Origin of the sequence: Microbacterium sp. JZ31, from assembly GCF_016805985.1 — a bacterium.
Classification (GTDB): Bacteria; Actinomycetota; Actinomycetes; order Actinomycetales; family Microbacteriaceae; genus Microbacterium.
Genome location: NZ_CP017661.1, coordinates 2,403,099 through 2,415,434, shown reverse-complemented (window position 1 = coordinate 2,415,434; position 12,336 = coordinate 2,403,099). Strand labels below are relative to the sequence as shown.

11 protein-coding genes are annotated in these 12,336 nt (G+C 72.5%); 4 read left to right on the top strand and 7 right to left on the bottom strand.

The window, feature by feature from the left end; genetic code table 11:
• Positions 1-59 precede the first annotated feature (59 nt).
• Positions 60-1,391 (bottom strand): bifunctional o-acetylhomoserine/o-acetylserine sulfhydrylase, encoded by a 1,332-nt coding sequence (locus BJP60_RS11510; RefSeq protein WP_203135889.1) that lies wholly within the window; start codon positions 1,389-1,391, stop codon positions 60-62.
• Positions 1,392-1,525: 134 nt separating this feature from the next.
• On the opposite strand from BJP60_RS11510, the gene BJP60_RS11505 reads away from it, so the two are divergent.
• From BJP60_RS11505 to BJP60_RS11490, 4 genes are read left to right on the top strand one after another with little or no spacing between them, the layout of a single operon-like run.
• The gene (locus BJP60_RS11505) at positions 1,526-2,320 is read left to right on the top strand and encodes an SDR family oxidoreductase (protein ID WP_238439406.1); all 795 of its coding nucleotides are present in this window, start codon (positions 1,526-1,528) and stop codon (positions 2,318-2,320) included.
• A 17-nt stretch (positions 2,321-2,337) separates the two neighbouring features.
• The gene (locus BJP60_RS11500; protein ID WP_203135888.1) at positions 2,338-2,844 is read left to right on the top strand and encodes a phosphoribosyltransferase; all 507 of its coding nucleotides are present in this window, start codon (positions 2,338-2,340) and stop codon (positions 2,842-2,844) included.
• Between the two features lie 32 nt (positions 2,845-2,876).
• Positions 2,877-3,593, top strand: a complete 717-nt coding sequence (locus tag BJP60_RS11495; RefSeq protein WP_203135887.1) for a uracil-DNA glycosylase — start codon at positions 2,877-2,879, stop codon at positions 3,591-3,593.
• A 9-nt stretch (positions 3,594-3,602) separates the two neighbouring features.
• Positions 3,603-4,226: a GNAT family N-acetyltransferase gene (locus BJP60_RS11490; protein ID WP_203135886.1), complete on the top strand. Its 624-nt coding sequence runs from the start codon at positions 3,603-3,605 to the stop codon at positions 4,224-4,226.
• 83 nt (positions 4,227-4,309) lie between these two features.
• Here the strand turns inward: BJP60_RS11490 and BJP60_RS11485 are convergent, their stop codons facing one another.
• From BJP60_RS11485 to BJP60_RS11460, 6 genes are all read right to left on the bottom strand, one after another.
• The gene (locus BJP60_RS11485; protein ID WP_203135885.1) at positions 4,310-6,535 is read right to left on the bottom strand and encodes a DUF4073 domain-containing protein; all 2,226 of its coding nucleotides are present in this window, start codon (positions 6,533-6,535) and stop codon (positions 4,310-4,312) included.
• Positions 6,536-6,726: 191 nt separating this feature from the next.
• Positions 6,727-7,464 carry a GntR family transcriptional regulator gene (locus BJP60_RS11480; protein WP_238439405.1) on the bottom strand — a complete coding sequence of 246 codons (738 nt, stop codon included), beginning with the start codon at positions 7,462-7,464 and terminating at the stop codon, positions 6,727-6,729.
• A 16-nt stretch (positions 7,465-7,480) separates the two neighbouring features.
• Complete coding sequence (locus BJP60_RS11475) at positions 7,481-8,557, bottom strand: TIGR03364 family FAD-dependent oxidoreductase (RefSeq protein WP_203135884.1); 1,077 nt, start codon at positions 8,555-8,557, stop codon at positions 7,481-7,483.
• Positions 8,557-10,362 (bottom strand): PhnE/PtxC family ABC transporter permease, encoded by a 1,806-nt coding sequence (locus BJP60_RS11470; RefSeq protein WP_203135883.1) that lies wholly within the window; start codon positions 10,360-10,362, stop codon positions 8,557-8,559. The genes BJP60_RS11475 and BJP60_RS11470 overlap by 1 nt, the downstream gene beginning before the upstream one ends.
• Entirely contained in the window at positions 10,362-11,273 is a 912-nt protein-coding gene (gene phnC / locus BJP60_RS11465) for a phosphonate ABC transporter ATP-binding protein (RefSeq protein WP_203135882.1), read from the bottom strand. The genes BJP60_RS11470 and phnC overlap by 1 nt, the downstream gene beginning before the upstream one ends.
• 42 nt (positions 11,274-11,315) lie before the next feature.
• The gene (locus BJP60_RS11460; protein ID WP_203135881.1) at positions 11,316-12,275 is read right to left on the bottom strand and encodes a PhnD/SsuA/transferrin family substrate-binding protein; all 960 of its coding nucleotides are present in this window, start codon (positions 12,273-12,275) and stop codon (positions 11,316-11,318) included.
• Positions 12,276-12,336 lie beyond the last annotated feature (61 nt).

The window sequence follows — 12,336 nt, the reverse complement described above, 5'->3', positions numbered from 1 at the left end:
GAGTCATCGCCGTGCGGCGATGACTCGGACGCCGGATGAGGTCTCGCGGCGAAGGCGCCTCAGGCGCGCGCGGCGGCCGACGCGGCGCGCGCGGTCGCGAGCGCCTGCTCGAGGTCGGCGATCAGGTCCTCGACGTTCTCGAGGCCGACCGAGAGCCGCACGAGGCCCGGCGTGACGCCGGCGCTGAGCTGCTGCTCGGGCGTGAGCTGCGAGTGCGTGGTCGAGGCGGGGTGGATGACGAGCGAGCGCACGTCGCCGATGTTCGCCAGGTGGCTGAACAGCTGCAGCGAGTCGACGAACGCGCGGCCGGCGTCCACGCCGCCCTTGAGCTCGAACGACAGCACGGCGCCGACGCCCTTGGGCGCGTACGTGTTCGCCGCGGAGTACCAGGGCGAGGTCGGCAGACCGGAGTAGTTCACGGTGGCGACATCCGGGTGGCTCTCGAGCCACTCGGCGACGTGCTGCGCGTTGTGCACGTGGCGCTCGATGCGCAGCGACAGCGTCTCGATGCCCTGGATCAGCTGCCATGCGCTCTGCGGCGAGATCGCCGCGCCCAGGTCGCGCAGCAGCTGCACGCGCGCCTTGATGATGTACGCGAGCTCGTCGCCCACCGCGTCGGTGTAGACGGCGCCGTGGTACGACGGGTCGGGCGTCGTGAGACCCGGGAACCGCTCGCTGTTCTCCGACCACTTGAACGTGCCGCCGTCGATCAGCACGCCGCCGATCACGGTGCCGTGACCGCCGAGGAACTTGGTCGCCGAGTGCACGATGATGTCGGCGCCGTGCTCGAAGGGACGGATCAGGTACGGCGTCGCGATCGTGTTGTCGACGATCAGCGGCACGCCGTTCTCGTGGGCGATGTCCGCGACCGTGCGGATGTCGAGGACGTTGATCGCCGGGTTGCCGATCGTCTCGGCGAAGAACAGCTTCGTGTTCGGGCGGACGGCCGCGCGCCAGGCGCCCGGGTCGTCCTGGTTCTCCACGAACGTGACCTCGATGCCGAGCTTCGCGAGCGTGTACTTGAACAGGTTGTAGGTGCCGCCGTAGATCGACGACGACGAGACGATGTGGTCGCCGGCCTGCGCGATGTTCAGCACCGCGAACGTCTCGGCGGCCTGGCCGCTCGCGACCAGCAGAGCGCCCGTGCCGCCCTCCAGCGCGGCCAGGCGCTGCTCGACGACGTCCTGCGTGGGGTTCTGGATGCGCGTGTAGATGTTGCCGGTCTCGGCCAGCGCGAACAGGTTCTTCGCGTGGTCGGAGTCGCGGAACACGTACGACGTGGTCTGGTAGATCGGCGTCGCGCGGGCGCCCGTGACAGGATCCGGCGCGGCACCGGCGTGGATCTGCAGAGTCTCGAAGCGCAGCTGCTGCGGCGTGACGTCATCGGTCATGGGAACCTCCGGTCCGGGGTGAAGTCGGCGGCCATGCGAGGCCTTGCAGAGACGTTACGTCCGCCGCCCTGGGCGGGCAATCGAACGGACACGTGACGTCATATTGGCCGCGCGTGCCCGGGTACGGTGGAGAGGTGGCAGACACCCAAGCAGGCGCGGTGAAGCGCGCGGTCGTGACGGGAGCGAGCTCGGGGATCGGCGCCGCCGCGGTGCGGGCCCTGCGGGCATCCGGATGGGACGTGCTCGGCGTCGCGCGCCGGGCCGAGCGCCTCGAGGCCCTCGCGCAGGAGACGGGCGCCGCCGTGTTCGCGGCCGACCTCACGTCGCAGGCCGACGTCGACGCGCTCGCGGCGCACGTCGCGGCGACGGGCGGCCTCCACGCGCTCGTGCACGTGGCAGGCGGCGCGCGCGGCACGGACCGCGTCGAGGACGGCGATCCGGACGACTGGACCTGGATGTACGAGGTCAACGTGCTCTCGGGTCAGCGTCTCGTGCGGGCCCTGCTCCCGCAGCTGCGCGAGGCGATCCGGTCGGGTGCGTCGCACGCCGACACGCTGTTCGTGACGTCGACCGCGTCGCAGGTCGCGTACCCCGGCGGGGGTGGCTACAACGCCGCGAAGGCGGGTGAGGCGATGCTCGTGCACGCCCTCCGTCAGGAGCTGAACGGCGAGCCCGTCCGCGTGATCGAGATCGCGCCGGGGATGGTGCACACCGAGGAGTTCACCCTCAACCGCGTGGGCGACGCCGCCGCCGCCGACGCGCTGTACGAGGGCGTCGACGGGCCGCTGCTCGCGGAGGACGTCGCCGACGTGATCGCGTACGCGCTGAACGCGCCCCGTCACGTCAACCTGGATCTCGTGACGATGCGCCCCGTCGCGCAGTCGGCGCAGCACCTCCTGGCCCGCGGCCCGCTGAAGCCGCGCGACTGACGACGAAGGGAACCACTGTGGCAGACACCCACATCCGCGAGCACCTCACGTGGGACGGCTTCGGCGAGGCCACGCGCGACCTCGCGCGGCGCATCCTGGACGACGGATTCGAGCCGGAGGTCGTCGTGGCGATCGCGCGCGGCGGGCTGCTGCCCGCGGGAGCCATCGCCTACGGCCTCGGCGCCAAGAACTGCGGCGCGCTGAACGTCGAGTTCTACACCGGCATCGGCACGGTGCTGGACGCGCCCGAGGTCCTGCCGCCCGAGCTCGACATGGCGTACCTGGGCGGCCGGCGCGTGCTGCTCGTCGACGACGTCGCCGACTCGGGCCGCACGCTCGCCCTCGCGGTGAACCTGCTGAAGGCCCAGGGCGCGGACGTCCGCTCCGTCACCATCTACACCAAGCCCACGACGATCATCGAGCCCGACTACGCCTGGAAGGCGACGGACCTCTGGATCGACTTCCCGTGGTCGTGGAAGGGCACCGTCCGCGAGGAGGACGCGGGGCTCGAGGCGTCCGCCTGAACGCGACGCCCACGACGGGGGACGAGGGGCACATGGCCAAGACGCTGCCCGAGCTCGCCGCGGCGGGGCTGATGGACGCCGGCTGGGCCGAGGCGCTCGCGCCGGTCGCGGGGGACATCGCCTCGCTCGGCGAGCGCCTGCGCGGCGAGGTCTCGGCCGGGCACGGCTACCTGCCCGCGGGGGACCGGGTGCTGCGGGCGTTCCAGCGGCCGCTCGCGGACGTGCGCGTGCTGATCGTCGGACAGGATCCTTATCCCACGCCGGGACATCCGATCGGGCTGTCGTTCGCGGTCGAGGAGCACGTGCGCCCGCTGCCGCGCAGCCTCGTCAACATCTACCGGGAGCTGCGGGACGACCTCGGCATCGAGCCGGCGCCGCACGGGGACCTGTCGGCGTGGAGCGACCAGGGCGTCATGCTGCTCAACCGCGTGCTCACGGTGCGGCCCGGCGCCCCCGCGTCCCACCGCGGCTGGGGCTGGGAGCGCGTGACCGAGCACGCCATCCGGACGCTCGTCGCGCGCGGCGGGCCGCTCGTGGCGATCCTGTGGGGGCGCGACGCGGCGGGGCTCAAGCCGCTGCTGCAGTCGTCCGGCGCGGACGGCGGGGTGCCGTGGGTGGAGTCCGCGCATCCGTCGCCGCTGTCGGCGAGCCGCGGGTTCTTCGGCTCGCGGCCGTTCTCGCGCGTCAACGCGCTGCTCGAGCAGCAGGGCGCGGCGCCCGTCGACTGGCGCATCCCGGCGCGGCCGTAGGCTGGGCGCATGCTGGAGGAGGAGTACCAGAAGCGCCGCGTGCTGCCGCGCCACCTGCGCAGGCAGCCCGAGCCCGAGCGGCCGTTCTCGTACACGATCCGCCCCGCGACGCTCGCGGACATCCCCGACATCCGCGAGATCTACAACTACTACGTGCGCAACTCCGTCGTGACGTTCGACGAGAAGCCGTGGACGCAGAAGCGGTGGCGCGAGAAGTTCGAGCACCTGCAGAAGCTCGGGCTGCCGTTCCTCGTGGCCGTCGGCCCGACCGGTCAGGTGCTGGGCTACGCGCTCGTGTCGCCGTGGGCGGGGAAGTCGGCCTTCCGGTACACGGTCGAGAACTCGATCTATCTGGGGCAGGCGGCGGCGGGCAAGGGACTGGGCCGCGCGCTGCTCGAGGCGCTCATCGCGGCGTGCGAGGAGATCGGCCTGCGTCAGCTCGTCGCCGTGATCAGCGACAAGGGCGCCGAGGGATCGATCGCGCTGCACGAGAAGCTCGGCTTCGTCGAGGTGGGCAGGATGGGCAAGGTCGGCTACAAGTTCGACCGCTGGCTCGGCACCGTCTACCTGCAGAAGCAGCTGAATCCGAAGAAGAAGACCGGCATCCTGAAGCGGATCTTCGGCGAGGGCTGACGCCCCGTCACGCGGCCTGCGCAACCCGGGAGACGACGGAGGGCACGGGGCGGTGATCGCCCCGTGCCCTCCGTCGTCCGGGATCAGCGGATCCGCACCGGCTCGGACTCCGCGGTCGCGGGCAGCAGGCCGTCGACCTCGCCCGTGACGCGCACCGAGATGTCGCGCCCCTTCCACGAACCGGTCAGGTGGAACTGCTCGCTCGTCGCGCCCCGGATCGGCGTGCCGTCGGCCAGCCACTGGTAGCGGAACGTCGCCCCCTCGGTCCACTCGCCCTCGTCCACCGTCAGCTTCGCACCGGGCTTGATGCCGAGGCGGTGCGTCGAGACGATCCGCGGCTCGCCGGCCTCGACGGCCGGGGCCGCGACGGTCTCGCTGGCCACGAGCGGGTTCGGGATCATCACCTCGCGCAGCTGCTCGTCCGCCGCGAAGTCGTACGCCTTCACCACGAGGCGGTCGGCGTACGCGTCGAGCAGCAGGCCCTGGTCGATGTCGCGCGTGACGACCTCGCTGATGTCCGCCGTGTCCTCGCCGCGCGCATCCCACTCGACGTGCATCGCGAGCGTGTTGACCGCCCAGAAGCCGTCGGGGTGGCCGTCCGCGGTGCGGCGCTGCACGGCCCAGTCGCCGAGCTCGGCGGGGTAGTGCGTGTGGCCGCTGAACACGACGGCGTTGGGGTAGTTGCCGAGGATGCTCGTCAGGCGGTCGTTCATCTTGTGGTGCTCGTGGTAGTGCGGGATCCACGAGGCCGACACGGTGTCGCCGAGCGGGAAGTGCGTCATCACCACGACCTGCTTGTCGAGCGCGGTCCAGTGCGCGAGCCGCTCCTCGAGGAACGCCACCTGCGCGTCGCTCATCGCGACGTCAGAGGGCGAGGCGAACTCCTGCCCCAGGACGATGACGGGCACGTCGCCGCCGGGACCCTCGAGCACGTACTCGTCCCACACCCGGTCGCGCTGTGCGAACGCGAGGAAGCGGTCGCGGTTGGCGTCGAACCCGCCCGCGGCGTACCGCTCGTGGTTGCCGATCGCCGCGATGGTCTGACGGGGCCGGATGCCGGCCGTCGCGTCCATGACGGCGTAGATCTCGTCCCACTCGGCCGCGGTGCCCGAGTTGACCTGGTCGCCGACGAGCAGCATGCCGTCGGCCTCCGGCGCGAGCCGGGCGTAGTCGCCGAGCGCGTGCTGCCAGTCCTCGGGGTGCCCCTGGATGTCGCTCATCACCCACGCCTGCGTCGATGCGCCTTCGGCGTCGACGATGACCTCATGGACGGCGACGGAGTCGATCGCCCAGTACCGGGACGACGCGTCGCCCGTGAGGCGCCACGAGAACACAGCCTGCTCGGCGCCCGCGGGCACCTCGACCGTGACGTCCTGCGCCTCGTTCATGCGGCGGGCGTCGTAGCCGTCGGCGACCGTCGTCGAGTCGAGGCGGAGGACCTGCGTGCGCTCGCCGCCGTCGAAGCTGACCTCCACGACGCCGGCCTGATCCGGGGCGCCGCGGTAGTGGCTGTCGAACGTGAGGCGCACGGCTCCGAGACCGGCCACCGGCACGGGCGCGCCGGTCAGCGTCGCGTCGAACGGCAGGTCGCCGAACTGCTGGGGATCGGCGACCGCGATCGTGTCCTGCGCGCGGGCGAAGCGCGTGCGCATCTCGTCGATGCCCGCGGTCCACTCGGTGCGCGTGGTGAACGTCCAGCCGCGGTGCGCGTCCGCACCCGCGGCCGCCATCGCCTCGTCGAACGTCACGGCCCAGCCGGTCGCGCCGTCGGCGCCGAAGCCCTCGCGCGCGAGGACCTCATCGGTGGCGTTGTCCGTGACCACGGGGTCGATGTCGACCGGCGCGTCGGGATCGCCCGGCTGCGGCCGGTCGGGGTCGGCCGAGATCGTGAACGAGACGGGCGCGGCGAGCTGGGCGTAGCCGTCCTGCGCGAGCAGGTAGACGCTCCAGTCGCCGGCGGGCAGGCCCTCGAACGTGACGGTGCCGGACGCGCCGGGCGTGTACTGCCACTGCGTGGAGCCGGGGCTGCCGTCCGGGGTGCCGGCCGACGTCGGGTAGACGCCCACCCAGTTGAGGGCATGCGGCCGGTCCGTCGCCCACTCGACGACGAGCGGCTCGCCCTCGATCAGCTCGCGGTCCGCGACGGCGAGGGTCGATCCGGAGGCGGCGGCGGTCGTGGCGGGGGCCGCGGGCAGCGCGTCGGTGGCGAGGGCCGGGACGGCGGGGCTCGCGACGAGCACGGCGGCCGTGAGCGCACCGAGCAGTGCCCGGCGGGCGCGGGGCCGTGCGGGGGAGTGTGCGGAGGACATCGCTGGTTCCTTTCCGAAGGGCGCGCGGGTGAGAGCGCCGCGCCGAGTCTTCGAGCCGACGGGGAACGCCGGGTGAACGCGCAGGCAACGCCGCGCGACCGGGGCGCCGCGCGGCCGGAATCCGCGGGGACGGGTGTGCACACCTGTCCAGGACGGCGGTCTCGCGGGCGGGCTGACGTGCCCGCGGGTGCTCAGCCGAGGATGCGCCCGAAGGCGCCGGAGGACGCGCTCGCCCGGGCCTCGAAGGCCACCGTGCCGGGGAGATAGCGGTCCTCGCTGAGGTCGATGGGGCGGCCGTCGCGCGCGAAGGCCTGGCGCTTCACGCGCAGCAGCGGACTGGACCGGCGCACGCCCAGCAGGCGGGCGTCCTCGCCCGAGGCGGCGACGGCGTCGATGCGGTGCGAGCCGAACTCCTCCGCGAATCCGGCGTCGGCCAGCACGGCGGCGTACGACGGCGTGTCGCGGGGGAGCCCCGCCACGGCCGACGCCACGTGCGCGGGGTAGCAGCTGCGCTCGATCATCACCGTCTGGCCGTCGAGCGCCCGCAGCCGGGTGATCCGCAGGACATCCGCGCCCGCTCCGACGCTCAGCAGACGCGCCTCGTCGCCGGTCGCGGGCGCCGTCGTCTCGGCCACGACGAGACCGGACGGCGTGAGGCCGCGTGCGCGGGCCCACGATGCGAAGGATCCGAAGCCCGACAGGCCGTGCGTGAGCGACGCGGACTGCACGATCCAGCCGGCGCCGCGGCGCGGCTCGAGCACGCCGCGCCGCGCCAGCAGGGCCAGCGCACTGCGCACGGTGCCGCGCGCCACGCCGTGCACCGCGGCGAGGCGATGCTCGCCGGGCAGCGCGGCGCCGATGGGCACGTCCCCGTCGGCGATGCTCTGCGCGATCGCCGCCGCCACATCCCGGTACCGCGGAGCGGTCAAGGGCGGGTCCCTCCCGTCAGAACAGCTCGTCGACGACCGACTCGGCGAGTCCGAGGCCGGTCGTCATGCCGATGCCGGTCGTGACCGAGACGACCCGCACGCCGTCCATCGGGGCCGCGCGCAGGAAGTCCTGCGGAGCCGATGCGTAGACGCCCTGCCAGCGCTGACGGATCCGGATCGCCTTGCCGTCGAACAGCTCGCGGGCGAGCCGTGTGAGCAGCTCGAACGCCGCCTCGTCCTGGAACGGCGTGACGGTGGTGCCGCGGTAGTGCGTGTCGCCCACCACGAGCGTGCCGTCGGGCCGCTCGGTGTACATCTGGTTCACGTCGCGCGTCAGGATCTCCGGAGCGTCGGTCTCGAAGCGCCGGCGCAGCGCGGCGGCCGCGCGGGTGCCGGCGAACGCCGAGTAGCGCAGCATCGACGACCCGGTGAGCAGCGGGATCCCGAGTCCCACGCCGTCGGCGAGCATCATGTCGAGCCCGCACCGGACGATCCCGTGCTGCTCGGCGATCTCGGGGAACAGGTGGTCGACGTCGAAGTTCACCGCGAGCACGATGGCGGAGGCGGCGATCTCGCCGCGGCTCGTGTGCAGGACGCCCGGCTCGACGCCGAGCGCCGCGGTGCGCCAGCGGAACTCCACCCCGCGGCGCTGCAGATAGCCGGCGAGCGCCGGCGCCGCGCTGCGGGGATCGACCTGCACGTCGCGGGGCAGGTGGGCCCCCGCGACCGCGCCGGTGACCGGCACGCGGTGCATGACCTCCTCGCCCGTGAGCGCCACGCCCTCGCCCGCCTCGGCGAGCACCGCGCGCTCCTCCTCGGTGCGCGCGACGACGAGGGTGCCGGGCTCGCGCAGCCAGAAGCCCGCGCGCGGCGCGTAGCGCAGCCACAGCTCGCGGGCGCGCTCGGCGTACTCCCGCGCCTCTCCCGCGTGCGCCGACGTGCCGATGTGGCCGAAGTTGCGCACGGTCGCGCCCGTGACGGCGGTCGCCCGGTCGACGACGACCACCTTCAGCCCGCGCTCCATGGCGGCGGCGGCGTGGCCGAGGCCGACGATGCCGGCCCCGACGACCGCCAGGTCGTAGCGCTCCGCCATCACTTCAGAGCGCGGCGGATCAGCACGGACGCGCCCTCGACGATCACGACCATGGCGACGATCACGATGAGGAACGACAGCACCTGGTCGAAGTGACGTCCCTGCAGCGCGTTGAGGAGCAGGAAGCCGATGCCGCCCGCGCCGACGACGCCCAGCAGGGTCGCGGAGCGGATGTTGTGGTCGAGCACGTACATCAGGTGGCTGACGAGCGCGGGCACCGACATGGGCACGGTCGAGGAGAAGAACACCTGTGCGCGGCTGCCGCCCGCCGCCGAGACCGCGCGCTCGGGGCCGTTCGGCACCTCCTCCATTGAGTCGCCGATGAGCTTGCCGAGCAGGCCCACGCCGCCGATGCCCAGTGCGAGCGCGCCGGCCTGCGGCCCGAAGCCGGTCGCGATGATGAACAGGATCGCCACCACGAGGTCGGGGATCGCGCGCAGGAAGATCGTGATGCCGCGGAACGTGTTGCGCACCCACGGCGCCGGCGCGACGTTGCGCGCCGACAGCGGACCGATGACCGCCGAGATGACCGTCGCGAGGAGGGTCGCGGCGAACGCGACCTGCACGGTCGTGAGCACGGCGCCGATCACGTCGGCCCAGTCGCGGCTGCCGAACGACAGCGGCCACACGGCGCGGTCGAGAGCGGGGTTGTGGACCTGGTCCCACTGGGGCGCGAAGATCTTCAGCACGTCGGGCTGGGCGTAGAGGAACGACCCCACGACGATCGCGATGCCGAGCCAGATGCCGACGGTCGACGTGATGCGTCCGCGGTCCCACGGCCGGTGCATGGCGGCCTCGACGCGCTCGTGGCGCTGGGCCACGGCATCGGGGCGGGTCGGGCCGGTCAGGGCCGAACCCGTGCGCTTGGCGATCGCGCGCGCGATCGCGGCGCCCGCGCCCTTCCCGGTGGGTTTCACGCCCAGCAGCCGGGCCCGCAGCAGCGACGAGATGATCTCGAACGCGAGGCACAGCGCGATGATGATGATCACGAGCGGGATGACGCGGCGCATGCCCGACGGGCCCGCGTGCAGCGCCTCGTCGAGCTCGAGGCCGAGGCCGGCCACGCCCACGACACCCAGGATGACCGTGCCGCGCAGGTTGATGTCCGCGCGATGCAGTGCCACGGCGATCCAGGCGGGGAGCGCCTGCGGGACCACGCCGATCCAGAACTCCTGGGCCTTGGATCCGCCCGCGGACCGGATCGCCAGTCGCGGGCCCTCGTCGATCTGCTCGATGGCGTCGGCGAACATCTTCGAGATCATGCCGATCGAGTGCAGCGCGATCGCCACGATCGCGGGCAGGGCGCCCGAGTTGAACCACAGGAAGGCGAAGAACACCACGAAGGCGATGTCGGGGATCGCGCGGGCGAGGACCCCGATGCCGCGGCAGACGGCCATGACGATCGGGCCGGGGGAGGTGTTGCGCGCGGCGCCGTAGGCGACGGGGATCGACAGCAGCGCCGAGAGCGCCGTGGCCGCGATCACCAGCGCGAGCGTGATGACGACGGCCTGCAGGATCTCCCAGACCGGCTCCATGCCGACCCACTCGGACGTGAACGTCTTCACGCCGCCGGCGCCGACCGTGGCGTAGACCTCGAAGCCCGGCCACTGCATCGGCAGGGCCATGCCCAGGAAGCGCTGGATGTTGCCGGATGTCGCCTCGAGGCTCTGCATGCTGTAGTCGAGCGCGACGACCGACCAGATGCCGGCCGCGAGGATGCCGATGATGACGGCGTAGGAGACGACGGTCGAGACGCGCGGCGCGGGGCGCTCGACGAGGGCGATGCGCTCGGCGATCGCGGTCATCACGAGGGGTCCTCCGCGGCGAAGCCCTGCTGCAGGCGGTCGCCCGCGTTGCGCTTCATCTCGGCGGCGAGCACCTGCTCGCGCGCCTCGGCGAGCTCGGCCGCGACGGCGTCGATCTCGGCGGTCGTCGTGGCGACGCGGCCGTAGATCTCCATGACCTGCTCGCGCGTGAGGTTCTCGGTGGTCATGTCGAGCACGACCTCGCCGGCGCGCAGGCCGACGATGCGGTCGGCCCAGCTGAGCGCGAGGTCCACCTGGTGCAGCGAGCACACGACGGTGAGGCCGCGCTCGGCCGCGATCTCGCGGACGAGGGCCATCACCTGGCTGGAGGACTCGGGGTCGAGCGAGGCGACGGGCTCGTCGGCGAGCAGGATGTCCGGGTCCTGCATCAGGGCGCGGGCGATCGCCACGCGCTGCTGCTGACCGCCGGAGAGCGTGTCGGCGCGCTGGTACGCGCGCTCGAGGAGGCCGACGCGGTCGAGGTGCTCGAGCGCCTTCTGCCGCAGGGCCTTCGGGTAGGTGAAGATGCCGACGCGCGGACCCGCGAGGGTGGCCAGCGCGCCCGTCAGCACGTTCTCGAGCACCGTGAGCGGGCCCACGAGCTCGAACTGCTGGAAGATGAAGCCGATCCGGCCGCGGAGCTCCCGCAGGGCGCGGCCCCTGAGCGTCGCGACGTCCTTGCCGAGGGACACGACGGTGCCGGTCGTGGGCGTCTCGAGCCCGTTGATGTGGCGCAGGAGCGTCGACTTGCCCGAGCCGGACAGGCCGAGCAGGACGAGGATCTCGCCGGGGGTGACGGACAGCGACACCCCCGACAGAGCGGGGGTCGACGATCCCGGGTATGTCTTTCCCAGACCGTCGATCCGAACCGCGCTCGCGGTGCTCTGCGTGGGGGTGCCGCTGTTCGTCATCTCAGTTCGCTCTCTCGTTCGGTTCCGTGACGTGCCGGGCGCTTAGGCGCGGCAGGCCTCGACCTGGTCGGCGATCTGCTCGCAGACGCTGCGGATCGTGTCGAAGTACGCGTCGTCGACGGCCTCGAAGCCGAACCAGTTCTCGTCGAGGAAGGCGTTCGACTCGATGCCGGCGGCCTCGAGGTCGGCCGAGGTGCTGTCGGCGAGGTTCTCGACGAGCACGTCCTTGACGTCCTGCGGCAGCGCGGCCTGCATGACGATCGGGGCGCCGGGGACCAGGAAGCGGTCGATCTCCTCGAGCGAGCCCTCCTCGATCAGCGGGTCGGCGTCGGCGTCCTGCGCGAAGCCCACGCTGCAGTCGGTGCCCTCGGCGACCTTGGCGGCGGTCAGGTCGTGCTCCTCGCCGTAGACGATGTCCGACTCGGGGACCTCGACGCCGGCGTCCATGAGCGCGGCGGTCGGGATGGCGCGACCCGAGGTCGACGTCGGGTTCACGAAGCAGACCTTCTGGCCCGCGTACTCCTCGAGCGAGGCGGTGGGGTCGCCGGCCTTCTTGATGGCGACCGAGTAGTAGCCGGCGGGCTCGCCCTCGGCGGTGATCTGCGCGCCGATCGGCTCGATCTCCGCGCCGGCGGCCTGCGACTGGTAGTACGTGAACGACGAGATCTGCGCGACGTCGATCTGACCGGCGGCCAGACCCTGCACGACCGCGGTGTAGTCGGTCGCCTCGAAGAACTGGACCTCCTTGCCCGTGATCTCGGCGACCCAGTCCGCGATCGGCTGCGCGTCCTGGTCGGCGCCCTCGTGGTCGGGGAGGGTGGCGAACACGATCGTGTTCTCGTCCTGCGCGAACGTGCCCTCGGCCGCGGGCGCCTCGGCGCCGGTCGTGCCCTCGGCGGCGGGGGTCTCCGACGCCGACGGGGTCTGCGAGCAGGCGGCGAGGCCGAAAGCGAGCGCGAGGCCCGCGGTGAGCGCGAGGCCGCGCTTCAGGGTGGTCTGCATGAGTACCTTCCGGGTATGTGTGATGCAGCGGGAGATCGCCGGCCCGGGATCAGTCGTTGCT